25 protein-coding genes are annotated in these 25,079 nt (G+C 60.9%); 7 read left to right on the plus strand and 18 right to left on the minus strand.

Annotated features, from left to right (window positions below; all coding sequences use genetic code 11):
* Window positions 1–119: 119 nt before the first annotated feature.
* Together BT119_RS12605 and BT119_RS12610 are read left to right on the plus strand one after the other, a co-directional pair.
* Window positions 120–1,463 carry an MFS transporter gene (locus BT119_RS12605; protein WP_161428861.1) on the plus strand — a complete coding sequence of 448 codons (1,344 nt, stop codon included), beginning with the start codon at window positions 120–122 and terminating at the stop codon, window positions 1,461–1,463.
* 18 nt (window positions 1,464–1,481) lie between these two features.
* Window positions 1,482–2,756, plus strand: coding sequence for a glucarate dehydratase family protein (locus BT119_RS12610; RefSeq protein WP_072365853.1), 1,275 nt, complete (start codon window positions 1,482–1,484; stop codon window positions 2,754–2,756).
* A gap of 16 nt (window positions 2,757–2,772) precedes the next feature.
* On the opposite strand, the gene BT119_RS12615 is transcribed toward BT119_RS12610, so the two are convergent.
* From BT119_RS12615 to nac, 13 genes are all read right to left on the minus strand, one after another.
* The gene (locus tag BT119_RS12615) at window positions 2,773–4,437 is read right to left on the minus strand and encodes a PqiB family protein (RefSeq protein WP_072365854.1); all 1,665 of its coding nucleotides are present in this window, start codon (window positions 4,435–4,437) and stop codon (window positions 2,773–2,775) included.
* Between the two features lie 167 nt (window positions 4,438–4,604).
* Window positions 4,605–5,438 (minus strand): ABC transporter substrate-binding protein, encoded by an 834-nt coding sequence (locus BT119_RS12620; RefSeq protein ID WP_058396896.1) that lies wholly within the window; start codon window positions 5,436–5,438, stop codon window positions 4,605–4,607.
* A 52-nt stretch (window positions 5,439–5,490) separates the two neighbouring features.
* Window positions 5,491–6,219 carry an amino acid ABC transporter ATP-binding protein gene (locus tag BT119_RS12625; RefSeq protein ID WP_172831865.1) on the minus strand — a complete coding sequence of 243 codons (729 nt, stop codon included), beginning with the start codon at window positions 6,217–6,219 and terminating at the stop codon, window positions 5,491–5,493.
* A gap of 19 nt (window positions 6,220–6,238) precedes the next feature.
* Window positions 6,239–6,979, minus strand: coding sequence for an amino acid ABC transporter permease (locus BT119_RS12630; protein WP_072365856.1), 741 nt, complete (start codon window positions 6,977–6,979; stop codon window positions 6,239–6,241).
* A gap of 6 nt (window positions 6,980–6,985) precedes the next feature.
* Window positions 6,986–7,687 carry an amino acid ABC transporter permease gene (locus BT119_RS12635; protein ID WP_003370856.1) on the minus strand — a complete coding sequence of 234 codons (702 nt, stop codon included), beginning with the start codon at window positions 7,685–7,687 and terminating at the stop codon, window positions 6,986–6,988.
* 118 nt (window positions 7,688–7,805) lie between these two features.
* Window positions 7,806–8,558, minus strand: coding sequence for an SDR family oxidoreductase (locus BT119_RS12640; protein WP_003370854.1), 753 nt, complete (start codon window positions 8,556–8,558; stop codon window positions 7,806–7,808).
* A 127-nt stretch (window positions 8,559–8,685) separates the two neighbouring features.
* Window positions 8,686–9,456 carry a LamB/YcsF family protein gene (locus tag BT119_RS12645; RefSeq protein WP_072365858.1) on the minus strand — a complete coding sequence of 257 codons (771 nt, stop codon included), beginning with the start codon at window positions 9,454–9,456 and terminating at the stop codon, window positions 8,686–8,688.
* The gene (locus tag BT119_RS12650; RefSeq protein ID WP_054080948.1) at window positions 9,446–9,868 is read right to left on the minus strand and encodes a biotin/lipoyl-containing protein; all 423 of its coding nucleotides are present in this window, start codon (window positions 9,866–9,868) and stop codon (window positions 9,446–9,448) included. Before BT119_RS12650 ends, BT119_RS12645 begins: the two co-directional genes overlap by 11 nt.
* The gene (locus tag BT119_RS12655) at window positions 9,868–10,839 is read right to left on the minus strand and encodes a 5-oxoprolinase subunit C family protein (protein WP_072365860.1); all 972 of its coding nucleotides are present in this window, start codon (window positions 10,837–10,839) and stop codon (window positions 9,868–9,870) included. Before BT119_RS12655 ends, BT119_RS12650 begins: the two co-directional genes overlap by 1 nt.
* A complete protein-coding gene (pxpB, locus tag BT119_RS12660; RefSeq protein WP_054080950.1) occupies window positions 10,836–11,507 on the minus strand; it encodes a 5-oxoprolinase subunit PxpB in 672 nt (223 codons plus the stop codon). The genes BT119_RS12655 and pxpB overlap by 4 nt, the downstream gene beginning before the upstream one ends.
* Window positions 11,504–12,856, minus strand: a complete 1,353-nt coding sequence (gene accC, locus BT119_RS12665) for an acetyl-CoA carboxylase biotin carboxylase subunit (protein ID WP_072365862.1) — start codon at window positions 12,854–12,856, stop codon at window positions 11,504–11,506. Before accC ends, pxpB begins: the two co-directional genes overlap by 4 nt.
* A gap of 55 nt (window positions 12,857–12,911) precedes the next feature.
* Entirely contained in the window at window positions 12,912–13,358 is a 447-nt protein-coding gene (locus BT119_RS12670; RefSeq protein ID WP_046719371.1) for an acetyl-CoA carboxylase biotin carboxyl carrier protein, read from the minus strand.
* Window positions 13,359–13,473: 115 nt separating this feature from the next.
* Window positions 13,474–14,385 (minus strand): nitrogen assimilation transcriptional regulator NAC, encoded by a 912-nt coding sequence (gene nac / locus BT119_RS12675; RefSeq protein ID WP_072365864.1) that lies wholly within the window; start codon window positions 14,383–14,385, stop codon window positions 13,474–13,476.
* Window positions 14,386–14,661: 276 nt separating this feature from the next.
* Here nac and BT119_RS12680 point away from each other — a divergent pair, with 276 nt between their 5' ends.
* From BT119_RS12680 to BT119_RS12690, 3 genes are all read left to right on the plus strand, one after another.
* Window positions 14,662–15,870 carry an aspartate transaminase gene (locus BT119_RS12680; protein WP_003435387.1) on the plus strand — a complete coding sequence of 403 codons (1,209 nt, stop codon included), beginning with the start codon at window positions 14,662–14,664 and terminating at the stop codon, window positions 15,868–15,870.
* Window positions 15,842–17,464 carry an MFS transporter gene (locus BT119_RS12685; protein WP_175550582.1) on the plus strand — a complete coding sequence of 541 codons (1,623 nt, stop codon included), beginning with the start codon at window positions 15,842–15,844 and terminating at the stop codon, window positions 17,462–17,464. The genes BT119_RS12680 and BT119_RS12685 overlap by 29 nt, the downstream gene beginning before the upstream one ends.
* A gap of 64 nt (window positions 17,465–17,528) precedes the next feature.
* Window positions 17,529–18,860 carry an OprD family porin gene (locus tag BT119_RS12690; RefSeq protein WP_072365866.1) on the plus strand — a complete coding sequence of 444 codons (1,332 nt, stop codon included), beginning with the start codon at window positions 17,529–17,531 and terminating at the stop codon, window positions 18,858–18,860.
* 65 nt (window positions 18,861–18,925) lie between these two features.
* Here BT119_RS12690 and BT119_RS12695 read toward each other — a convergent pair whose 3' ends face one another.
* Both BT119_RS12695 and BT119_RS12700 read right to left on the minus strand, forming a co-directional pair.
* Entirely contained in the window at window positions 18,926–19,234 is a 309-nt protein-coding gene (locus tag BT119_RS12695; RefSeq protein ID WP_003370828.1) for a putative quinol monooxygenase, read from the minus strand.
* 26 nt (window positions 19,235–19,260) lie between these two features.
* A complete protein-coding gene (locus BT119_RS12700) occupies window positions 19,261–20,445 on the minus strand; it encodes an L-dopachrome tautomerase-related protein (protein ID WP_058396891.1) in 1,185 nt (394 codons plus the stop codon).
* Between the two features lie 278 nt (window positions 20,446–20,723).
* Between BT119_RS12700 and BT119_RS12705 the strand changes: the two genes are divergently transcribed.
* The gene (locus BT119_RS12705) at window positions 20,724–21,305 is read left to right on the plus strand and encodes a TetR/AcrR family transcriptional regulator (RefSeq protein ID WP_072365868.1); all 582 of its coding nucleotides are present in this window, start codon (window positions 20,724–20,726) and stop codon (window positions 21,303–21,305) included.
* 5 nt (window positions 21,306–21,310) lie between these two features.
* On the opposite strand, the gene BT119_RS12710 is transcribed toward BT119_RS12705, so the two are convergent.
* The 3 genes from BT119_RS12710 to BT119_RS12720 form a co-directional block, all read right to left on the minus strand.
* A complete protein-coding gene (locus tag BT119_RS12710) occupies window positions 21,311–22,285 on the minus strand; it encodes a 5-oxoprolinase subunit C family protein (RefSeq protein WP_003435392.1) in 975 nt (324 codons plus the stop codon).
* Window positions 22,282–23,154 (minus strand): 5-oxoprolinase subunit B family protein, encoded by an 873-nt coding sequence (locus BT119_RS12715; RefSeq protein ID WP_003435393.1) that lies wholly within the window; start codon window positions 23,152–23,154, stop codon window positions 22,282–22,284. Before BT119_RS12715 ends, BT119_RS12710 begins: the two co-directional genes overlap by 4 nt.
* Window positions 23,155–23,240: 86 nt before the next feature.
* Window positions 23,241–23,996 (minus strand): 5-oxoprolinase subunit PxpA, encoded by a 756-nt coding sequence (locus BT119_RS12720; RefSeq protein ID WP_003370817.1) that lies wholly within the window; start codon window positions 23,994–23,996, stop codon window positions 23,241–23,243.
* 156 nt (window positions 23,997–24,152) lie between these two features.
* Between BT119_RS12720 and BT119_RS12725 the strand changes: the two genes are divergently transcribed.
* The gene (locus tag BT119_RS12725; protein WP_003410683.1) at window positions 24,153–25,070 is read left to right on the plus strand and encodes a LysR family transcriptional regulator; all 918 of its coding nucleotides are present in this window, start codon (window positions 24,153–24,155) and stop codon (window positions 25,068–25,070) included.
* Window positions 25,071–25,079 lie beyond the last annotated feature (9 nt).

Raw genomic sequence — 25,079 nt, forward strand, 5'->3', positions numbered from 1 at the left:
TCAAGTCACTAACTGGATTGGACGGGAATAATACACGCCCTCATGATCGACTCATCCCCAAAATAACAATGAATGGGAGTCGCCTCTTGAATACCGTCCCTGGTACTACGGACGCCACGGTGCTTGCCCGTGCGGCCGCCAAGGTAAAACGCCACGTGCTGCCGCTGTTCGTGGTGATGTTCATCGTCAATTACATCGACCGGGTCAACATCGGTTTTGTACGCAGCCATCTGGAAACCGATCTGGGTATCGGCGCAGCGGCTTATGGGCTGGGCGCCGGATTGTTCTTTGTCGGTTACGCACTGTTCGAAGTCCCCTCCAACATGCTCTTGCAGCGCTACGGCGCCCGCGCCTGGCTGACCCGCATCATGTTTACCTGGGGCGCGGCTGCGATGGCCATGGCATTCGTTCAAGGTGAAACCAGCTTCTACGTGCTGCGCTTCATTCTCGGCGCCGCCGAAGCCGGTTTCTTCCCCGGCATCATCTATTACTTCACCCAGTGGCTGCCTTCCGGCGACCGCGGCAAAGCCATGGCGCTGTTTCTCAGCGGCTCGGCGATAGCGTCGGTCATCTCCGGACCGGTGTCCGGCGCCCTGCTCGGCATCGAGGGCCTGAACCTGCATGGCTGGCAATGGATGTTCCTGATCGAAGGCTTCGCATCGATCGTGCTCTGCGGTTTCGTCTGGTTCTGGCTGCAATCACATCCTCACGAAGCCCGCTGGCTCAGTGATGAAGAAAAAACCGCGCTCAGCACCGCCATCGCCGAAGAGCAACGGCAGCGCGAAGCAGCACAAACCGTCAGACCCTCGGTATTGCGCCTGCTGGCGGACCGGCAGATCCTGCTGTTCTGCTTCATCTACTTTTCCGTGGCGCTGACCATCTACGGCGCCACCTTCTGGCTGCCGAGCATGATCCGCAAGATGGGCAGCTTCAGCGATTTCGAGGTCGGGCTGTTCAATTCGATCCCGTGGATCATCTCCATCGTGGCCATGTACGGTTTTGCAGCACTGGCTGCACGCTTCAAGCACCAGCAGGCCTGGGTGGCAGTCACCCTGGTCATCGCCGCCGCCGGCATGTTCATGTCCACCGTCGGCGGTCCGGTGTTCGCCTTTGTCGCCATTTGCTTCGCGGCCATCGGTTTCAAGGCCGCGTCTGCGCTGTTCTGGCCAATCCCTCAGGGCTATCTGGATGCACGCATTGCCGCTGCGGTCATTGCGCTGATCAACTCAATCGGCAACCTGGGCGGTTTCGTTGCGCCCACCACGTTCGGCTTTCTGGAACAGACCACCGGTTCGATTCAAGGCGGTCTGTATGGACTGGCAGCGACATCGCTGCTGGCTGCCGTGGTGATCTTCTTCGCCCGCACCACGCCACGAGGTGATCGCGGCCGCCCGTCAAGGGCTGAGCGGCCTGCAGCGCTCAGCCCTGCCGTTACTGGCACCCCTTCCAGCCTCAAACCCTGACCTCCGGGAGACCGCCCTTTGAAAATCATACGTGTGACCGTGACCCCTATCGCCTTTCGCGACCCGCCACTGCTCAACGCCAGTGGTATTCACGAACCCTTTGCCCTGCGCTCGATCATTGAGGTGGAAAGCGACAACGGCTACATCGGTCTCGGTGAAAGCTACGGGGATGCCCCGGCACTGGCGATTCAGCAACACGTGCAGAACCAGCTGGTCGGGCTCGACCCGTTCAACCTCAATCAGCTGCGCAGCATCGTTCAGGCGACCGTGGCAGCGCATAAGCCTGCCAGCCTGGCCGGTGCCGAACTGGCGCCGGGCTCACACGCGAGCAAGGCGGTCAGCAATGCTTATTCTGCGTTCGAAGTGGCGTTTCTGGACCTGCAGGCGCGTTCCATGAACCTGCCATTGGTGGACCTGCTCGGCGGTGCCATTCGTGACCAGATACCCTTCAGCGCCTACCTGTTTTTCAAATACGCGCAGCATGCCGATGCGCCTTACGCGCCCGACAGCTGGGGTGAAGCGCTCAGCGAAGAGCAGATCGTTGCTCAGGCCCGGCGCATGATCGAAGCCTACGGTTTCAAAAGCATCAAGCTCAAGGCCGGAGCACTGCCGCCGGAACACGAGGTGTCGTGCATCAAGGCGCTGAAAAAGGCTTTCCCCGGTTATCCGCTGCGCATCGACCCCAACGGCAACTGGTCACTGGAGACTTCGATTCGCATGGCAGAGCTGCTGGGCGATGATCTGCAATATTACGAAGACCCGACGCCGGGCCTCGACGGCATGTCCGAGCTGCATAAACGCACCGGTCTGCCGCTGGCAACCAACATGGTGGTAACCGATTTCGACGAGTTCCGCCGCAGCGTGGCCCTCGACAGCGTGCAAATCGTACTCGCTGACCACCATTACTGGGGCGGCCTGCGCGACACTCAGGCACTGGCGAAGATGTGTGACACCTTTGGCCTCGGCGTGTCGATGCACTCCAACTCGCATCTGGGTATCAGCCTTATGGCCATGGCCCACGTCGCAGCGTCGGTGCCTAATCTGGACTACGCCTGCGACACGCACTACCCGTGGCAGGAGCCGGACGAGGAAGTCATCAAGGGCGGCAAACTGCCGATTGTCGACGGCTGCGTCAGCATCACCCGCGCGCCCGGCCTGGGGCTGGAACTGGACCATGACCAGCTCGGCAAGCTCAACGACCAGTATCACAGCTGTGGCATTCGGCAGCGCGATGACGTGAAGCAGATGCAAAAATACAAGCCGGACTGGAAGGCGGTCAAACCGAGGTACTGAAGCCGTCCGGCTCGGCTTAATCGGCCTGCTGAGCAGGCGCGGTCCTCTGGTAGACACCCGGTCGATCCTGCCGGGTGCGGCCACGGATCAAGGCTTCGGGGTTACGGCTCAGGTAATCGGTCAGGACCCTTACCGAGCGGGCCATGCGCTGAACGTCGTCGATTGTCCGGTCGATCTGTTGGTGCACAGGCGAGTCCTCGGCGAGTGCTGCACCGGCAATGTCCAGTGTGCTTCGGGATTGCAGCAGAACGCCGTGCAGTTCAGGCATCACCTGCGCGTTGAAAAGCCTGAACGTCTTTTGCGCCTCGCCAAGGCTGCCATTGAAGTTGCCGGCGATCTCCTGCACCGGCACGTTGCTGAACTTGTCGATGATCTGCTGTACCTGCTCCTGCATCTTTTCAAGCTCCCCCGGCACGGTCGGGATTATCAACGGCTGCGCACTGACATCGAACGGCACCGGCGCAGCGTTGGCGATAAAACCCAGGGAAATATACAGTTGTCCGGTCAGCAGACTCTCGCTGCGAGGCTGCGCACGCAGGCCTCGTTTGACGAAGTCGGCTATCAACTGTGCCGTACGTGCATCATCGGTAACGCCTAACGTTTTCACGATTTTTTCATTGGCCATACCCAGGCGGTCGGGGTATATCTGCGCCCCTACGATGCTGGTGAACGACTTGCTGGCGGCGTCGTAGTCCAGGTCTACCGAGACGACTCGCCCCAGCGTTATGCCCATGAACTCGACCGGCGAATTGACCTCCAGCCCCCGCAGCGACTGACTGAATATCATACGGATGTAACCCGGTTCGCCGTCGGGCGGCGACAGCGCCTTCTGTTGGTCGTCAAACAGCATGAAGCGTGCATGCTCCGCGGCCCGGGGCGCATTCGTACGGTAATCCGGCTCGACGAAGGCCACCCCTCCCGCCAGTAGCGTCGAGACCGATTCAGTCTTTATTTTCAGACCATCGGCATCCACCGTCATGCCAATGCCGCTGGCATTCCAGAAGCGCGTGTCGGTGGTCACGAAACTGTCGTTGGGCGCATTGATGAAAATTTCCGCATCCACGCCCTTGCCGTCTGCGGATAAATGGCAGGCCGCTATCTGTCCGACCTGAATGCGTCGGTAGTACACAGGAGACCCGACCTCCAGTGAGCCCATGTCTGCGGCGTGCAGGGTAAAACGCGTGCCTTTTGCGCCGTAGGTAATGGGTGGCGGAGCTTCCTGACCGACAAAGTGTTTTTTCGTATGCCCGGACGTACCGCTGTCCGCCGCGATAAATGGCCCGGAAAGCACGGTATCCAAGCCCGATACACCGGTGACGCCTATACGCGGGCGCACCACCCAGAACAGGGAGTCCTCGGCAGTGAAAGCACGGGCGCTGGCATCGAGGTCCACCGTCGCCACAACGCCTGTACGGTCCTTGTTCAAGGCCACGGCCGATACCTCGCCAATCACCACATTCCTGACCTTGACCCTCGTCTTGTGAGGTTCAAGCCCCTCGGCGCTCTGGAAGGTGACGAAGATTCTCGAGCCTTTCGACAGTGTGCTGCTGATCAGCAGCGACAGGCCTATCAAGGCAGCGAGCAGCGGAACCAGCCATACAGGGGATACGCCGAAACGTCTCTTTCGGGTGATGAAAGCAGCGACTGCCGATGGAGAAACCGAACCTGAGCGATCAGACATTTTGTCCTCTGAGACGCCCACGCGGGGTCATGCCGACGATTGATACTGTCGGTCGGACTCTGAACCTCGGCTATTAATAAACCATCAAGGAAATATCAAGATCTGATCAAGATGCGATGGTGCCGTGCGGCATGAAGCCGACCGTTTGGTCGGCTTCATGCCCTTGCTCAAGGCAACGGGTCGAATTTCAATTCGCTGAGGCTTTGTACCTTGTCTTCGCGAACCATCTTGTATTCGGTATTCGGGCCGATCCAGTGCGCCCAGATCGCGTCGATCTCACCTGCGGCTTCCATTGCGCGCAGCGATTCGTTGACCTTCGCCAGAAAGGCAGGTTCGCCCTGGCGCATGCCGGCACCGATGGGCTCAAGCGCCATCGGTTCCTTGGCAATGGCCAATTCCACGCCGCCGGCCTTGGCCTGCCCTACCAGCTTGATTGCGGTCATGGTGTTGGTCACCAGACCCACCACCTTGTTCTGTTGCAGTGCCATGTAGGCAGAGCCGGTGTCCTGGAAGGTCACTGGCGTCGCGTCAGCCAGACGGATCGACTGCTCGGAGGTAGAGCCTTTGGTCGAACTGATGCGTTTGCCCTTGAAGAACGATTTCGGTTGATCGGCATTCGCGGCACGGACTACCAGTGTTTCCTTGGCGATGTAGTAAGGGTCGCTGAACTGGATCTGGTCGGCACGGCTCTTGGTGTAAGCCAGGTTGGCGAAAATCACATCCACGCGGCCCATTTTGACTTCCGGGATACGTGCTTCGACCGACAGTGGCTTGAGTTCCAGCTCCACGCCCATGTGTTTGGCCAGGGCTTTGCAAAGATCGACGTCCATGCCCACCAGTTCGCGGGTTTGAGGGTCCGGTGCCGAGAACGGCGGAACGTCGGCATACACGCCACAGCTCAGGCTTTTCTTGCTCATCACATCGCTGAGCTGATCAGCATGGACCACCGAAACAGCCAGCGGCGACAACGCCAGTGCAGCCAGTACAGACTTGATACGCATGGTGAGACTCCTGGAAATGAATTGAGTGATTCGCTGAAATCAGTGCCTGCGCTCAATGGCTGCGCAGGTCGGCAATGAAGCGCTGGGCACGCGGATGGGTCGGTTGCTGAAAGAACACCTCAGGGCTGGATTTTTCGAGGATCTGCCCCGCATCCATGAACCAGATGGTGTCGGCCACTTCCCGGGCAAAATTCATCTCGTGGGTGACGCACATCATGGTCATGCCCTCTTTGGCCAGGCCTTTCATGACGCCGAGCACCTCGCCGACCATTTCCGGGTCAAGAGCGCTGGTGGGCTCGTCAAACAGCATGACGGGCGGCTCCATCGCCAGCGCGCGAGCAATCGCCACACGCTGCTGCTGGCCACCGGACAACTGTGCGGGGTAGGCACCGGCCTTGTGTGCCAGCCCCACCCGATCCAGCAACTCCATGGCGCGGGCGCGCGCTTCACTGCTCTTCAAGCCACGGACCTTGGTCGGGGTCAGGATGATGTTGTCGAGCACCGACAAGTGCGGAAACAGATTGAAGCTCTGGAACACGAAACCCACGCGGCTGCGCAGCCGATTGACGTTGGCGTCGGTGCCGTTCACGTCACGGCCGTCAAACAGAATCTGGCCTTCTTGCACGTCCTCAAGACGATTGACGGTGCGGATCAGTGTCGACTTGCCCGAGCCTGAGGGCCCGCACAGCACTACCACTTCGCCGCGCTGCACCTCGGCGGTGATATCGGTCAGGGCCTGGTACTCGCCATACCATTTATTGATCCTGGAAAACATGATCATCGGATGCATTGGGCAACCCTCAATTATCGGTAGTCAAAGGCCGGGGAACGGGCACAGGCGATACATCGCCTTCACGTTTGCGGGCAATCCGCTGCTCCACCACGGCGGCGAGACGGGTCAGGCCGTAGCACAGCACGTAGTAAGTGATCGCCAGGATGAAGAACACCTGAAACGGCTTGGTCAGCAGCTGGTTATTGATCTGATTGGCGGCAAAGGTCACTTCCTGGACGTTGATCACGTAGCCCAGCGACGTTTCCTTGATGATCGAAATGAACTGGCTGATCAGACTCGGCAAGGCGTTGTACAGCGCCTGCGGCAGGATCACCCAGACCGTGGTGTGCAGGTAGCCCATGCCCAGTGCGCGGGAGGCTTCGTATTGACCGGTCGGCAGCGCCTGAATAGCGCCGCGGATGATTTCGCACAGGTAGGCGCTCTGATAGACCACCAGCGTGCAGAGCATGGTGGTGAAACCGGTGATGTTATGGCCAATCAGCAAGGGGACCAGAAAGTAGGTCCAGAAAATCACCATCAGCAGCGGAATGCCGCGCATCACGTAGACCCAGACCGTCGCCGGGTAGCGCAGCCAGCGCCACGGCGAAACCCGCGCCAGCGACAACAGTAGCCCTAGAGGAAAGGCCAGCAACAGGGCCAGCGCCGCCAGCATCAGCGTCGAAATCAGGCCGCCCATCGGACCGTGGGGGTATTGACCGACCAGCAGCAAGGTCCAGTTATCGCGAACAATCGTGAAGACATCAAACATCGCCGCCTACCTCGCCATGGCTTTGCTGAATTGCCTGGCCAGCACAGCACCCAGGCCCATCAGCATCAATGAAATGGCCAGGTAGACCACGGTTGCGACCAGATACGCTTCGAAGGTGCGGAAGGTGTAGTTCTCGACTTCGCGGGTGGCATAAGTCAGCTCAACCACGCCGATGGCCATGACCAGACTGGTGTTCTTGAACAGCAGGACCGTGTGATTGATCAGCGACGGCAGGCAGTTGCGAACCCCTTGCGGCAGGATCACGTAACGCATCGAGCGCACATAACCCAGGCCCAGCGCGCGCGACGCCTCGACTTGCCCGGCCGGAATCGCGCGTAACCCACTGCGAATGTCTTCACTGAAATACGCCGCCTGGCAAAGGCCCAGGGCGATGACCGAAAACAGGTACTCGGTGCTGTAGTTGGCCAGCCAGATCTGTGTGTTTTCGGACAGCAGCGTGGGAATGCCGAAATACCAGAGCATCAGTTGCACCAGCGTCGGCACATTGCGGTGATAGGACACATAACCCGCCACCAGGCGCTCGGCGTACTTGTTGCCGGTCAGGCGAATCGACACCAGCAGCAGGGCCACCGCCATGGCCAGACACCAGGCAACGAATGCCAGTTGCAGGGTCGTTTCTATGCCCTTGACGATCAGCTCGGCGTACTCGCCCTGCAGGATCGCTGAAAGATCGAATTTACTCGTCATGGTTGTTCCCATAGACATTCAGCCAGGGCAGAAGCAAGGCGCCAGCGGGTCTGGCGCGGGTATGACATGGCGGCTGATGCCGCTCTCGTGATGGGGGACAGCCCTTGCAGACGCAGCCTCAGCCTTCGTAGTCCTGCGGACGCGCAGTCGACAGACCGCCGGGCACCTGCAGCGTCGGGGTGATTTCCATATGCCCGATGTTGACCGCGATGGGCGCGGCAATCACATAGGCGATCGCATCGGCAATGTCCTTGGCCACCGGCAGCTCATAGCCCTCGATGAAACGCTTGCGCACTTCCTCGGAGTCGCCATGCACGTGAGCGAAGATATCCGTCGCCACGCGCCCCGGGCAGATTTCGGTGACCCGCACGCGCTTGCCGAAGGCATCGATGCGCAACTGACGGGACAGCATGCTTACCGCAGCCTTGGTCGCGTGGTACGTCGAGTTGCCACCGAAGTTGTAGGCAGCAGCGATCGAACTGATATTGATGATGTGCCCGCAATCACGCTCGACCATCCCCGGCAACGAGAGCCTGGCAATCTGCAATACTGCGCGGAGGTTCACATCGACCAGCAGATCGATCCCTTCAGCGTCCGCCTTGAGCAGCGAGCCGGGCCGGTCGACGCCGGCATTGTTGACCACGACATCGAAATGATGGGCCTGAAACAAGGCCGTCAGGCCAGCCAGATCAGTCACGTCGATAGCGTGCGCGATACAACCGGTGCGCTGCGCCAGTGCCGCCAGCTTGTCTGCACTGCGCGCCAGCGCATGGACCTGCAAACCTTCGGCACACAGCCGCTCGACGACGGCCTCGCCAATGCCGGAAGAAGCGCCGGTGACCAGCGCGGTTTTATAATCGGAAAAAGGCATGTCAGGGTTTCCTTGAATAAGCGTCGATCAGCCGCTTGGCTGTTAATGCTGATCGCCTTGTACTGGACTTTAACGAGCGTCATGGGCAGCGACCAAGACACAATGGTTGTGTGGCAATAAGCTGCGCTTATGACCCGAGCAACTGTGAAACCGGGGTGATGACACCGCCCTGCTCTTCGATGCTCCGGCGAATGCTGCGCGCCAGTTCCACCGCCCCCGGCGTGTCGCCATGCAACAGAATCGACTGGGCGTTGACCGCCACACGCTTGCCGCTCAGGGTCGTTACCGAGCCGTCCTGCAACAGTTGCGCAACCCTGGCCCTGATCTGCTCCGGGTCTTTGATCACCGCACCGGGCGTACCTCGCGGCACCAGCAGGCAGTTTTCGTCATAGGCGCGATCAGCCAGAAAGGTCGTTGCCACCCTCAGGTTGCACGCCTCGGCGGCCTGCTCGATGGCCGCGCTGCTGGATGAGCTGATGATCAGCTGCGGGTCAAAACCTGCAACAGCCCTTACCAAAGGCCCGGCCAGTTCGGCATCGGCCGCAGCCATATTGCCCAGCGCCCCGTGAAAACTCATGTGCGTGACGCGGTAACCGGCAGCGGCTGCAAGGCCCGCCAGAGCGCCGAGTTGATACACCACAATGGCGCACAACTCCTTGAGCTCGATGTTCATTCTGCGGCGGCCGAACCCCTGCAGATCCGGAAAGCCGACATGCGCACCGAGATCAATGCCCAGCGCCTTGGCGCGGCGCACTGTGCTGTCCATGATCAGCGGATCCCCGGCATGAAAGCCGCACGCCACGTTGGCCGAGGAGATCAATGGCATCAAGACCTCGTCCTCGCCCATGGTCCAGGGCCCGAAGCCCTCACCCAGATCAGCATTCAGATCAATGCGCATGATCAAGTTCCTCCAGTTCAATCAGCGGCTGGCCATAACCGACGCGCTCGTTTTCGGCGGCCAGGAAGCGCAGTACGCGCCCTGCCTGATGACTGCGCACCGGCAGATACAACAGGCCGATACGCAACAGCCCCAGCAACTGCCCCACAGCCACTGCATCGCCGGGTTTTACGTAGCTGCTGCGTTCATCGGGATGACTCGATACAAACACGCCGGGGTTGTCGGCACTCACCACATGGGCAGTCAGCGCCGACGGTTCAACGGCGACCTGAGGCGCAGAGGGCACAGCGCAGGCCTGTACAGGCTTGCCGCGGCGGATCAACAGCTCGAACCCCGGCTGCCTCAACTCCAGCACAGTAATGCCGGCGTCCCGAATACACGCTGCCAGCTGGCGAATCTCTTTGATGTTCATCAGCGATGTCCCTGCAGGCTGCGCAGCGCGAGCACGCGCCGGGCGTCTTCGATGAAAGCGTGATTGGTGTCCAGCGCGTCGACCGCTTCGTCGTAGCTGCACTGCACAAAACGGACCTTGCTGCCGATCGGCGCCTGGCCAAGACGCCACAGATCGGCCTCGATGACTGTGGCAAACTTGGGATAACCGCCACTGGGCTGGGCATCCCGCATCTGCACGATCGGCTGTCCGCCGTGGGGCACCTGAATCACGCCAGGCACGATGCCATGAGAGCGGATTTCCAGCGTCTCGCGCGCAAGCAAGGGCGTGCCCTCCATGCGGTAGCCGTAACGGTTGCTCTGCGTGGTGATTTTCCACTCATCGGCAAAAAACGTTGCTTGCGCCTCGGCACTGAAACAGTCGAATTCGGCAGCCGGCAGCACGCGGATGGCCGGCAGCCCGTCAAGCAACAACGGCAAGGCCGCCACCGACGATTGCACCCCGAAATCACTGGCACGCAGTTCGTTGACAGCGCCCGCAGGAATCACATCACCCTGCTGCAACGCACGGCCCTGCCAGCCACCAAAAGCGCCGCGCAATTGCGTGCTGCGCGAGCCCAGCACCAACGGCACGTCGACGCCGCCGGCCAGACACAGATACACGCGGCTGCCAATCGTCGGGTAATTGAGCCGCAACACCTGATTCTTGCGTGCCTGAGCGACCCAATTGCCTGGCAGCCGCTCACCATCGAGCGACGCAGCGCAGGCGGCGCCGGTGATCGCGAAGGTGCAGTCATCGACAAAGCGCACTTCGAACGGGAACAGCGGAATTTCAATCCCCGCCGCGTCTTCATCGTTGCCCAGCAACAGGTTGCCGAGCCGCAGTGACAGCGTGTCCATCGCGCCAGACGTGCCGACGCCGTAGCCGAGGCTGCCGAGCCGCCCCAGATCCTGAACGGTCGCCAGTGCCGTAGCGCTGATAACTTCGATCATCGGATGATCCTCTCGATACGCAAGCGCAGTTGATCGCCGGGTTGCAACAGCGCCGGAGGCTGCTGACCCGCATCGAAAAACACCATTTCCGTGCGTCCTATGGTGTTCCAGCCACTGGGGCCGGCCGACGCGGAAATACCCGTCTGAACGCCACCGATGGAGACCGACCCGGCCCCGATATCGAGTACCGGCACCTTGCGCCGCGGCGTTGCCAGGCGCCGATCCATGCCGCCCAGGTAGCAATAACCCGGATGGCTGCCCAGGGCGTACACCGGGTACAACGGCTCACAGTGCAGATTGGCGATGGTTTCGATATCCAGCCCGGTATGGGCGATGACATCAGCCATGTGCGGTCCGCCGTCACCGCCGTATACCACCGGCAATTCAATGATCCGGCCCTGCAACGGCAGCGGCTGGCACTGCTCCCAGGTCTCCAGCAAACGGGTTTTCAGACCGGCCAGGTCCCGCGGTGGCGCCGCGAAGGTCAGCATCAGGTTGTTCATCCCCGGCACCGCCTCGCGTACCTGCGGCCAGTCCTTGCTCAGACGGGCCAGTGCCCATATGCGTTGCTGCGGTGCCAGGTCGAGCTCGCCGGGTGCTTCGAACAGCAACGCGGTGGTTCCCAGCAAGGTGATTCTTGGCGCATTCGGCGCCTGCACGAGACTCATGGGTGGCTCCTTGTCTGCAACCAGCGCTCCAGGTGATGAATGTCCATGCCACCCTTGCAGAACACCGGGTCCTGCAGAATGTCGCGATGCAGCGCGATGTTGGTAGAGATGCCCTCGACGTGCATTTCGCTCAGTGCCAGACGCATGCGTGCCAACGCCTCATCGCGACTGGCACCATGAGTGATGACCTTGGCCACCATCGAATCGTAATAAGGCGGAACGCGGTAGCCGTGGCTGACATGCGAATCGACCCGCACGCCGAAACCACCGGGGATCTGCCAGCGGGTGACCTGGCCCGGCGTCGGCATGAAGCTGCGCGGGTCCTCGGCGTTGATCCGGCACTCCAGCGAATGGCCCGAGACCGTTACGTCGGCCTGACTGAAGCTCAGGCGCTCGCCCATCGCCATGCGGATCTGCTGCTGGACAATGTCGATGCCGGAGGTCATTTCCGTTACCGGGTGCTCGACCTGCAGGCGGGTGTTCATCTCGATGAAATAGAACTCGTCCTTTTCGAAGAGGAACTCGAACGTGCCGACGCCCTGATAGCCGATCTGGCGGCAAGCATGTGCGCAACGCTCGCCCACCCTGGCCATCAATGCTGCGTCGATGCCGGGTGCAGGCGCCTCCTCAAGCACCTTCTGGTGGCGGCGCTGCATCGAGCAATCCCGTGAGCCGAGCCAGACAGCATTGCCATAGGCATCGCACAACACCTGAATCTCGACATGGCGCGGCTGGCCCAGAAACTTCTCGATATACAACTCGGGATTGCCGAACGCGTGTCGGGCTTCTTCGCGGGTCAGCGCAATCGCATCGAGCAGACGAGACTCTTCCTGAACCACACGCATGCCCCGCCCTCCGCCGCCGCCTGCGGCCTTGACGATGACCGGGTAACCGATGTCGCGAGCGATCTGCAGAATGCTCTGCGGGTCGGCCGGCATGCTGGTATCCGGACCGGGTACGCACGGCACGCCGGCTTCGCGCATCGCCCGCTTGGCAGCGACCTTGTCGCCCATGACCCGTATGCACGCAGCACTGGGGCCGATGAAGGTCAGGCCAGCCTGCTCGATGCGTTCGGCGAACATGGCATTTTCAGACAGAAAGCCATAACCGGGATGGATCGCCTGAGCACCGGTCAGTTGCGCGGCATAGAGCACGGCCGCCTGATTCAGATAGCTCTGCGCCGCTGCGGCGGGACCGATGCACAGCGCTTCGTCAGCCTGTTGTACATAACCGGCATCGCGATCCGCTTCGGAATACACCGCTACCGTGCGCAGGCCTAGGCCCTTGCAGGCGCGCTGGATGCGCAGGGCGATTTCGCCGCGATTGGCGATCAATACTTTATCGAACATCAAAAACCCCTGATCGGTGAACCCGCAAGACGGCCTGCAAGGCAGCTCAAGACCCTCACGCAATGCTGAACAGCGCCTGACCGGCCTGAACCTCTTCGCCATTGGCAACCAGAATGGCAGTCACCACCCCTGCCGCCTCAGCCTTCACCGGATGAAACATCTTCATGGCCTCGACCACGGCCAGGGTCTGCCCCACCTCGACGGACGTACCGATCTCGACAAAAGGCGGCTGGTCGGGTGCTGGGGTCAGGTGCAACACCCCGTACAGCGAGGCGCACGCCTGTGTCTGTTGTACGGCGGTCGTCGTACTTGTCTGAGTCGCAGAAACAGTGCGCGCTGCGGGCTTCGTCTGCACTGTCGCAACAGCCGGATTGACGCGGTTGGCGACCTGAGCGGGCTCGCGCAGCAAACGCAGCTGCGCGTCGCCTTCACACAGGCTGAGTTCGCTCAGGTCCGATTCGGCCATCAGGTCGATAAGTGCTTTGATACGTTCCGGATTCATGCAAGAGCCCTTGCCTGGCAAATGAAATGTGGCTGAGGGCAATGTAACGAGGCAGGTTTTTGACCGCCAAGACGGTTTGACTGTGGGGTGATAAGCGCCCCTTATGACGTCGGAATCACTGCGCGCGGCGGTTGCCGCGCATTTCTGCGACCAGTTCCAGAAGGATCGCCTTGACCGCCTGGGCCGGCACCGACAGCGGCAAGTGCCCGGAGAGGCACAGCGCGAGAGGGGCTTCGATCTCGGGTTCGACAATGCGGCTCAGGTTGACCGCATGCGTGTCTGCCAGCACCCGCGCTGCAGATTCGGGAAGAATGGTCGAGCCGAATCGATCGGCGACTGCCGCGGCCAGCGTCGTCGAAGATTCGACTTCTGCCACCACCCGGGCACTGTGCTCGATACGCACAAATGCCTCGTCCACCAGACGACGGACAGTGTTGTAGGTGCGCGGCAACAGCAGGTCGATATCGGCCAGTTCCCTGAGCGGAATTTCCTCGCGACCCTGAAGCGCCTCTTCGGCACTCACCAGGTACAGCTGCTCGCGTATCAAGGGCACAAAACTCAAGCCATGTACCTCGCGTCCGCCATAAAGAACGGCCATGTCCATACGCCCGTTCATGATCAACTCACTGAGGGTGGTGCCAAAGTTCTCATTGAGGTACAGCAGAATGCCCGGATGACGCTCGCGTACGCATTTGAGCAATGGCAGCGACAGGGTCGAAGCGGCAGTGCCGGGTGCCAGCCCTACCGACACCGGCCCCGATAACGCCAGACCACTGGCGTTGACGTCACTCTGTGCCTGCTCGCACTGGCGCAGAATCACCTGAGCATGCCCGTACAGCACCTTGCCCGCCTCGGTCGGGGTGACGCCGCGCTTGGTGCGGATCAACAACTGTTGCTGCAACTCGGCCTCCAGCGTCACCAACTGCTGACTCAGCGCAGGTTGTGCGATGTGCAGCACATCGGCGGCCTGAGTCAGGCTGCCGATATCGACAATTTTCACGAAATATTTCAAACGGCGAAGGTTCAAGGTGCTGCACTCCAGAGTCACGACACACGGGCTTCAGCAAGACCCAGGCCAGCTCTGGAAAAACCAGGCATAAGCAATTGCTATGTCAGCTCTCGCTGAACGGGCTCGCCAGGCGCTGATCCCCCTGCAACCATTGCACGCCCGCTTTTGGTGCGACGCCGGTTCATCTGCGGTCATAAGCGCTGCCTATCAACCCAGAACGAAATGGTCTTATGGCGCTCGCTGCTCTGGCTCGTAACGTATTCCCCGTCAAGGCCATCAACGAGGAATGCCAACGTGACCGCATCTCGCATCGCTGCCCGCGTGCTCCGCATCAAACCGTCGCCAAGCAGCGCTGCTGCCGATCGGGCCAATGAACTGCGGCGCGCAGGCAAATCGATCATCAATCTGGTGGTTGGCGAGCCGGACTTCGACACACCGGCGCACATTCGTCAGGCCGCCTGTGCCGCCATCGAGAACGGTGAAACACGCTACACGCTCAACGCTGGCACCACGGCGCTGCGCGAGGCAATCGCCGCCAAACTGCAGCGTGAAAACGGCCTTGCTTACGCGCCCGGCCAGATCGTGGTGACCAGCGGTGCCAAGGCCGCGATTTTCAATGCATTCGCGGCGACATTGAGTGTCGACGATGAAGTGCTGATCCCCGCGCCTTACTGGGTGTCTTACCCGGACATGGTCCTGGCCTGCGACGGTCGTCCAGTGACCCTGGCCTGCCCGGAGGAAAACCAGTTCAAGCTGACTGCCGCGCAGCTGCGCAACGCGATCACGCCGCGCACCCGCTGGCTGCTGCTCAATTCGCCGAGCAACCCGACCGGTGCCACCTACAGCGCATCCGAATGGCGCGCGCTGGCCGACGTACTGCTCGACTACCCGGACGTGCTGGTCATGACCGACGACATTTACGAGCACATTCGCTACGACGACGCTCCGCTCAGCCACCTGCTCACTGTCGAGCCAGCGCTGCGCGAACGCGTGCTGATCATCAACGGCGTGTCGAAAACCTACGCCATGACCGGCTGGCGCATCGGCTACGCAGCAGGCCCCGGCGATATCATCAACGCGATGGCCACCCTGCAATCACAGTCCACCAGCAACGCCTGCTCGGTGAGCCAGGCCGCTGCGGTGGCCGCCCTGACCGGCGACCAGTCTTTTGTCGGCGACAGCGTCAAGGTCTACAGACAGCGCCGCGATCGTTGCCTGGAACTGATCAACGCGATTGACGGCCTGAGCTGCATCAAGCCCGAAGGCGCGTTCTATCTGTACGTCAATTGCGGCGCGCTGATCGGCAAAACCACACCGTCAGGCTCGGTACTGGAAGCCGATACGGACGTGGTTCTGTACCTGCTGGAAAGTCAGGGCGTTGCCGTTGTCGCAGGCACCGCCTATGGCCTGGCACCGTTTTTCCGGATGTCTACGGCGACTGCCCTGGAAACCCTTGAAACCGGTTGCACACGCATTGCGACTGCTGTCGCTGCGTTGCGCTGAGCACCTCAACATGACGACGCCGAGCCATCCGGCCCTGACCTTTAAACAGGCCTTGTTGGCCATGCTCGGCATATCACTGGTACTGGGCCTTTCCGCGCTGGATCAGACCGTCATCGGCAACGCATTGCCAAGCATCGTCGCCGAGCTCAACGGTTTCGAGTTGTACGCCTGGGTCGCCACCGGCTACCTGCTGGCCTCTATCGTGACCATCCCGATCTTTGGCCGGCTGGGCGATTTTTACGGGCGCAAACCGTTCGTGCTGGCCGCAACAGTCATCTTCACGCTGGCCTCGCTGCTCTGCGCACTGGCAGACAGCATGTTGGTACTGGTGATCGGGCGAGCCTTGCAAGGTGTGGGCGGCGGTATGTTGATCGGTACTGCCTTTGCCTGTGTGCCCGAGCTGTTTCCCGACACCCGCCAGCGGTTGCGCTGGCAGGTGTTGCTGAGCGCCATGTTCAGCGTGGTCAATGCCATCGGCCCGGGGTTGGGCGGTTATCTGTCCGGCGAGTTTGGCTGGCGTTCGGTGTTTTGGTTGAACCTGCCCCTGGGCGTGATTGCCTTGTTTTTTGCCTGGCGCTTTTTGCCGTGGTATCGCCCGCAAGGCTATCGACCCCATTCTGACGGTGCGATCAGGCTCGACTGGCTCGGGGCTTTATTGATCGTCCTGACGCTGGGCAGCCTGCAACTGTTCGTCGAATGGCTGGGCCAGCGTTCTCTGTCCGTCAGCCTGACATGTGGCGCCGTGACCCTCGCTGCCATGCTCGGCCTGTGGTTCCACGAGCGCCGCTGTGCCTTTGCCTTGCTGCCCGCCGGGCTGTTCGCCAACCGCAGCATCCGCCTGCTGTTCATCATGTCGCTGTTGGCCGGCGCCATCATGTTCACCCTTCTGTTCTACCTGCCGCTGCTGTTGCAGGGCAGCTACGGCTACTCGCCAAAAGACGCAGGGTTACTGCTTACCCCACTGGCGCTGAGCATCACCCTGGGCGCCATCGTCAACAGTCGTATCGTCACGCGTCTGACAAACCCCAATTGGTTACCTATTGGCGGATTCATTGCACTGTCGGTTGCCTGCATCGCCTTGGCACTGGTCGGACTGCACGCCGGCTTCATGACCTTACTGGGGCTGATTCTGCTGGCGGGGTTGGGGCTTGGATTCATTCTGCTCAACCTCACCGTGTTCACCCAGACGCTCGCCGAGCGGCAATTTCTCGGCATTGCCACGGCGCTGACCCAGTCCTTGCGACTGGTCGGCGGTTTGCTGGGCACAGCGGCCATGGGCGTGCTGGTCAAGGTGCTGTATGTCGCCAATCTGCAAAGTGCGCTGAACGCAGCAGGTCAGGCGTCGGCCTTACCGCGCCTGGCCGACCCTCAGGTTCTGCTGCAGCACACGCCTGCCAATGTCGATGCGGCGCTGCTGATAGCGCGCACCGCCCTCGCCCAGGCGGTGGGCACGGGGCTGCTGACATGCGCCGGGCTGGGCGTGCTCGCGTTGCTGGTTCTGCACCGCCTGCCTCGCGTCACCCTTCATCAGGCATCCCATGCAGCAACGTCTGCAACGGATTCATCTGCAACACCTGTTCCTGAAAAACAATAAGAAACCTGACTGCCGCCCGACCCTGCCTCTCACAACACTTAATGACAGCATGAGGATGAACCCGATGGAGCGTATCAATCGCGCCACCCCTTTCGTTGCGGGCTTTTGTGGCCTGCTGATCGCGCAGCAGAGCTTTGGCGAAGGTTTTCTGGAAGACAGCAAGGCCAGTATTCTGGCGCGCAACTTCTTCAGCAACGCAGACAACCGCAGCGGCGCCGCCGACCCGAACTACACGCAGGAGTGGGGCCAGGGCTTCATGCTCAACTACCAGTCCGGCTACACGCCCGGCACCGTCGGCTTTGGCGTCGATGCGCTGGGCCAGTTGGGCATCCGTCTGGACTCGGGCAAAGGCCGTCACTACAACCCGCAAAGCACGGCGTTCAACGGCAATATCTTCCCCACGGACAGCGATGGCCGCGCGGTCGATGAGTTCAGCAGCCTGGGCGCGACGCTCAAGGCACGCGTCTCCAGGACCGAACTGAAATACGGTACGCTGGTGCCCATGCTGCCGGTGGTGATGTCCACTGACCGCATGTTGCAACAGACTTTTCGTGGCGGGCAGATTCAGTCTGGCGACCTGAAGGACTTCACCTTCACCGCAGGCCAGCTGGAGCATGTCATGGGCCGTGGTTCGACCAATCAGATGGGCATGTCGATTCCGGGTGCAAACAACCCGCTGACCGGCGAGTTCGTCAACAAGTTCTACTATGCGGGCGTCGATTACAAACCGACAAAAGACCTGACCTTGCAGTACTACTATGGCAACCTGGAAAACTTCTACAAGCAGAACTTCCTGGGCCTTAAATACGACATGCAGCTGGGTCCGGGCATCCTGCGCACCGACCTGCGCCACTTCGACAACCGCTCGGACGGTGCAAACGGTCACGACCCGGCGTTCTACACGGTGGGTTATTACGGCAACGGCGTCACCAAGGGTGAAGTCGACAGCCGCCTGTCCAGCGCCCAGTTCACCTACCTCATCGACGGTCATACCTTTGCTGCCGGTTATCAGGCCGTGACCGGTGACAGCGACGCGGTATGGTTGAATCAGGGCGATGGATCAACCGCTTACTTCATGACCGAATCCATGATCGGCAAGTTCCAGCGCGCCGGAGAACGCACCTGGCAGGTCCGTTACGGCTATGACTTCGCCAAGCTCGGCGTTCCCGGGCTGAACTTCCTGGCCATGTATGAAAGCGGTTCGAACATCCAGACATCCGACGGCGACAAGAAGGAATGGGAACGCAACGTCACTCTGAGTTATGTGGTGCAGTCCGGTCCGGCAAAGAACCTCAGCATCGCGCTGCGCCACGCGCAACTGCGCACCGAATTCGCCAGCCAGCGCGATTCCGATGAGCATAGGGTGATCGTCAGTTACCCGATCAATATTTTCTAAGGTGCTCAATACGGTGTGCTGACTCACCGCGAAAGGGCCCGGACTGACTGGGCCCTTTTGGACACTCAGCTCGATACCTGATCAAGAAATATCAACCGCGGCGGCTCTGCCAGCAACTCGCCGCTGACCGCCGCGAACTGCTGGTAGTGCGACGTGGCGACATGGGCGTCCAGTGCTGCCTGATCCTTGAAGCATTCACGCATGTAGAACGTGCCGCGCTCATCACGCGCCTCGAACAGCGTGTACTCGATATTGCCCGGCTCCGCCCGGGTCGGTTCCACCAGTGCCGATAATGCGTGTTTCAGGGCCGCCTCTTTGCCAGCACTGGCTTTCAGGACGGCCATCAAGGCCATTGGCTTTGCAGATGTGTTCATTATCGATGCTCCGGTATTCGATTCGATCAATGGGTCGGTGCGGGCGCAGCGTCTATTTTCAAACGCAGCAGGCTGTAGGGTTTTTCGCGCTTGTCGTGGCCGGCGTTGAAGTTGGCCTGGCGGTGCAACTGGTTGACGATGAAGTACAGATAGCCATCCGGGCCGATCGACAAGGTGTCAGGCCAGAGCATGCGCGGATCGTGTGCCACTGTTTGCCAGGTGCCATCCGGCAGGCGCTTGCGAATCGAATTATGCTCGTAGTCGCCTGCGTATACGGCGCCTTTGGCATCAGCCTCCAGGCCATCCGAAGCGCCTTTTTCACCGAGGTCCTGCACCGCCGCTGCCAACTGCTGCTCACTGACCTTGCTGTCATTCAACAGCTCGGTGGCCACGGCATACAGATGACGGCTGGACAACGGCGAGAAATACAGTGTCTTGCCGTCTGCCGACAACGCAATGCCATCCGAAGCGACGCCGACCGGTTTGCGCGTTCCGTTCGGGCCATCGCCCAGCACGGCCACGCCCTCGACGACGGGTACGAAAGCCGGATCGACAGATGTTGACTGCGCCCCGTTCAGGCGCCGCACGGCGTGACCGCTGGCAATATCCATGACAATGATCGCACCCGGCCCGCTCAAGGATGAATCCGTTACATAGACCGTGCCCTCCGATCCCTTGCGCAAGTCAAAGCGCATGTCGTTGACATAAGTGCCGGGCAAGATGACGTTATCCGGAAACACCAGGCGCTTGACGATTCGGTTGGTGGCCAGGTCCACCGCAACCAGTTTGGCGCCGCCTGGACGCGGAGACGCAAAACCCGGTGCGGCCGTGTCCAGAAGCCAGACACGGCCCTTGCCGTCGGCGACCACACTCTGCACGCTGATCAGCCCATCACCAGGGTCTTTGGGGTTCTCCTTGTTGACCGCCAGATCGGGGTAGGCAACCACTTTGCCGTCACGAATCTCACCCACCGTAAACGGCACCTTGTCACCCCAACGAGGGAAGTTGACGAAAATTCGCCCGGTTTCAGTGACTGTCACACCGGTGGGCATCGCATCGTAAAAGGCATGCACCTGTTCGAGCTTGCCGATCGGTTTGTCGGCAGGCGCACTGGCAGGCAATGGAATGGCGGTCGCGCCGTAGGCCAGCGAAGTGGCGAGTGTGGCTACGGAAATGATGGCAATTGCGGCGGAAATTTTCGTTCGATGCATGGTGCTCTCTCCTGAAGGGCCAGCGGCCCATCAGCATTGGGGGCTTTTTGTGCCATAAACAGGTTGGCGATTAGTCTGAGCTTTCTTGTTACAAAGAAAAACGCGGGTAACACGCTAACACTTTCAACGCGAAGGCGAAGATCCATGTTGCTTGCCAGCCATTCCCTGCAGTCAGCATCCTGACGATCAGCGGTTTTGATGACGGTCAGCATCAATGCTATAGTCACGCTCTTACTGGCCCAGAAAGCCACAATCAGACAGGCAAAGAGGCGACCCCTATGAGAGTCACCAAGGCCCAGGCCCAGGCCAACCGGGCACATATCGTCGAGACGGCCTCCGTGCAGTTTCGCGAGCATGGCTATGACGGTGTCGGGGTCGCCGACCTGATGGCTGCGGCAGGCTTTACCCACGGCGGGTTCTATAAGCATTTCGGTTCAAAGTCCGACCTGATGGCCGAGTCGGCGGCGTGCGCCATCTCGCAGACCGTGGCGCAATCGACCGGCATCGATCCAGCGCAGTTCATCGATTATTACCTGTCCCGAGAGCACCGTGACAACCTTGGCACGGGCTGCCCCATGGCCGCGCTGAGCGGCGATGCAGCGCGCCAGTCGGACCCGGTCAAAGCAACCTTCGCCGACGGCATCGAGAACCTGCTGGCAGCGCTTGCTCCCGACCAGGCAGCACCCGGCGGCGAAGAATGGAAACAGGCGCGGGCAAACACCATCGACCGCTTTGCCCATGCGCTGGGGGCGCTGCTGCTATCACGCAGCTGCCCGGATGACTCGCCGCTGGCGGACGAAATACTCGAGGTGTGCCGCGCGAAGATGCGGGCACACCTGGAGTCCGGGCAAACCGACTGACCGTCTCAGGAAGGAAACAGTTTGCTCAGGCACGCCAGCTTCTTCTTGTATGACTTGCGCGCCACCAGCGCTTCCTCCAGCGTTACAGCCACGAATCGGGCGGTCTGATTGGGTTGCATCTGACCGATCAGATCCAGGTCCGCGCTGATCACCGTGCCGATCATCGCGTAGCCCCCGCCCGATACGGCATCACGGTGCAAGACAATCGGTTCCAGCCCGGCAGGCACCTGAATTGAACCGATCGGGTAGCAGCTGTCGACGATATTGGACGGATCGGAACCGGCGCCGAAGGGCTGCTCCCTGGGCTGGAAGGTCAGCGCCCTGCCCCCCTTGAAGCGATAACCGATGCGGTCGGCTTCCGACCCTACGCTCCAGGGCTCGGAGAAAAAACTGGTGGCGGCAAATTCGGTCAGACGCTCGTAATACAGGCCCGGCACGACCCGCAGATACACTTCCCCGCCCAGAGACTGGCGCAAGGCCATCGGCAGGCTGGCCCCGGCACGTCCCTTGCCGCTGGGCGTGCCTATCGGCAGCAGGTCATCAGCGGCCAGTCGGCGCCCCTGAAAACCGCCAAGCGCACCCAGCGTGTAAGTCGAACGACTGCCCAGTACCAGCGGCACATCAATACCGCCCGCGACGGCCAGATAGGTACGCGCGCCGTCCTTCGGGAAGTCGAAGCGCAGCACTTGCCCGGCCTTCACCGCAAAGGCGGTGTCGTGGTGCATTTCCACGCCGTCGAGGCGCGCCGCCATGTGCGCGCCGCAGACCGCGGCCAACGTGTCGCACTGGAACTCCAGTTCCGGCCCCAGCAGTGTGCATTCAAGCCCCGCCGCGCCGGGCGGATTGCCGACCAGCTGATTGGCGGCGCTGAGGGCGTACTGGTCGAGCGCACCGGAGGGCGGTATGCCCAGGTGGTAATAGCCCTCGCGGCCGAGGTCCTGAACCGAGGTGGCCAGACCGGGTTTGAGCACCTTGATCATGCCAGCACCTCCTGCAACGACTTGGGATAGCCCACCGGATCGGCGAGAAAGGCATCCAGTGAAAACTCGACCGGGCGGATGCGCAGATCGAAGCGTCCGGCTTCCACCTCTGCGACAGCCTCGTCATAAGCTTGCCGGTCAAGCGGTTTGAACTGGACGATGTCGCCAGGCCGGAAAAACACCATGTGCTCTTTCAGATAGGCCAACCCCTGCTGCGGGTCATAGATCGGCGCCGGAGTGACGCCAAACATCTGATAACCGCCCGCCCCGCGTACCGAATAGATACAGCCGAAGCAGCCGCCGTGACCGAGTGTGAGCTTGGGGGTATCAGTGCGCGGACGCAGGTATTTGGGCACTTGCAGCTGGCGTTCGCGTTCCACCATCTGGAACATGAACGGCAGACCGGCGACAAAACCGACCATCGAAACGAACCACGGCGCGCCGCTGTGCGCCGCGATGAAGGCATCGACATCCGCCAGATTATTGATGCGTGCTGCGTATTCCAGGTCGGTGGAACCGGGGTCCTGATGGCGGTCACGAAAGCGCATCAGGGTTTCGTGGGTCCACGGATCGTTGTACAGCACCGGGATCTCGATGATCCGGGTCTGCAGGGTACGTTCGGCGACTGCACCGGCCTCGGCCGCCCTTACCGCCTCGAGCAAGGCATGCGGTGCGATACGGTCCGGGTCAAAACGAATCTGAAATGACGCGTTGGCCAGACACACGTCCAGCACACCATCGAGCGCCAGACGCTCGACCGCACGGGTCACCGCAAGCCCCGTAAAAAATGCTTCCAGCGACATACTGTCACTGACTTCGGCGAACAGATGTTCATCAGCGCCAAAGCTGTAGCGAATCGGATCAGCCATGTCTGTTCCTTTCTTGAAATCGTTGTAGAACGGCAGGCAAAAATCAGTAACACAGCTCGTGCGTCTACGCGCACGATGCCGTTGACTCAACGCGGTGCACGCACCTTGACGCCTGCAGCGTCCAGCGCCAGGCGTGTCGCTTCTGCAAGGTCCAGCGCGCCGGGCGTATCGCTGTGCAGACAGATCGAATCGAATTCGATGCTCAGGTCCTCACCTTCGACAGTACGCACCAGACCTTGCAGGCAAGCGCGCACCACGCGGGCTGCGACTTCGGTCGGGTCCAGGGCCCGTACGTGACGGGTGAAAACGATGGAGCCGCTGAGGTCGTAATCGCGATCGGCGTAGAACTCGCGGATCACCGGCTGGCCCAGCTCCTCGGCGATCTTGCAGATCACCGAACCGGGCATGCAGTAAAGCAGCAAATCGGGCTCCAGGCGCTGCAGGTTTTCCACCAGCAGGCGGGCTGCGGCTTCGTCCCTGGCCAAGTGCATGTACAAGGCTCCGTGGGGTTTGAAATGCTGCAAGGCCACACCCTGAACCCGCGCCAGCTCGCGCAGGGCGCCCAGTTGGTAGAGCATGTCGTCGACCAGTTCCTGGGGCGTCGAGTTGATATGCCGGCGGCCAAAGCCGACCAGATCACGGAACCCCGGGTGTGCGCCGATGGCAACGCCCAGACGTTTCGCCTGCTCGATCGTGCGGCGCATGGTGCCAGGGTCGCCCGCGTGAAAGCCGGTCGCAATATTGGCCGAGCTGATAAAGGTCATCAATTCAGTATCGACGCCGTCACCAATGGTCCAAGCGCCAAAGCTTTCACCCATGTCCGAGTTGAAATCCACCTGCATGGCTGTTGCTCCTGTGGGCTGTCCGGAAAAGGGGCTATCCGGCTTCATGCAAAGCACGTTAAATTCACCCGCACCCCTTGGGTAGATCTATTAACAGATACGCCATCTTCTGAAAAACAGATACCCCGCTACATCGAACGTCTGTCTGGAGTGCTTATGTCCCTGACCTTGCGCCAAGTCCGTTATTTCGTGGCAACTGCCGAGATCGGGCAAATCTCGCAGGCGGCCATTCACCTGAACATTTCCCAGTCGGCGGTCACCACGGCGATCAAGGAGCTGGAGGGCATGCTCGGCACCCTGCTGTTTCAGCGCTCGGCGCAAGGCATGAGCCTGACTGAAGCAGGCCGTCATTTTCTCAACAGGGCTTATGTCATTCTGCGCAGCGTCGATGATGCGCTGAACAGTCCGCTGCCCGATATCCGCGCCAGCGGCGTATTGCGTCTGGCCGCCAGCTACACGGTCATCGGCTACTTCCTGCCGCATCATTTGCAGCGCCTGGAGCACTGGCACCCGGACGTCGCCATCGAGGTACATGAGCAGGAAAGACAAGCCATCGAACAAGGCCTGCTACAAGGTCGCTTCGACATGGCGGTGGTGCTGACGGCCAACATCACTCACCCGGATATCATCTCGGAAACGTTGTTCAACTCCGAGCGCCGCCTGTGGCTGTCCAGCCATCACCCGCTGTGCCAACGCGCCTCTGTCAGCCTCGCCGACGTCGCGCAGGAGCCCTATATCCTGTTGACCGTCGACGAAGCCGAACAAAGCGCCATGCGCTACTGGGAACTGGCCGGGCAGCAGCCCAACGTCAGAATCCGCACCAGCTCGGTGGAAGCAGTACGCAGCATGGTCGCCAACGGCAGCGGCGTGGCGATCCTTTCCGATCTGGTGCATCGCCCCTGGTCGCTGGAAGGCAAGCGTATCGAAACGATCACCGTCACCGACACAGTAACGCCCATGAGCGTCGGCCTGGCCTGGCACCGCGAACGTGAATTGAGCCCGGCCATGCAGGCCTTCCGCAACTATTTTCATGACGCATTTCTGGCCCCGCAGCAACTGTCGGCACGGCGTTGAACCCGCGGC

The sequence above is a fragment of the Pseudomonas sp. NFACC10-1 genome, from assembly GCF_900119195.1.
GTDB classification, from domain to species: domain Bacteria; phylum Pseudomonadota; class Gammaproteobacteria; order Pseudomonadales; family Pseudomonadaceae; genus Aquipseudomonas; species Aquipseudomonas cerasi.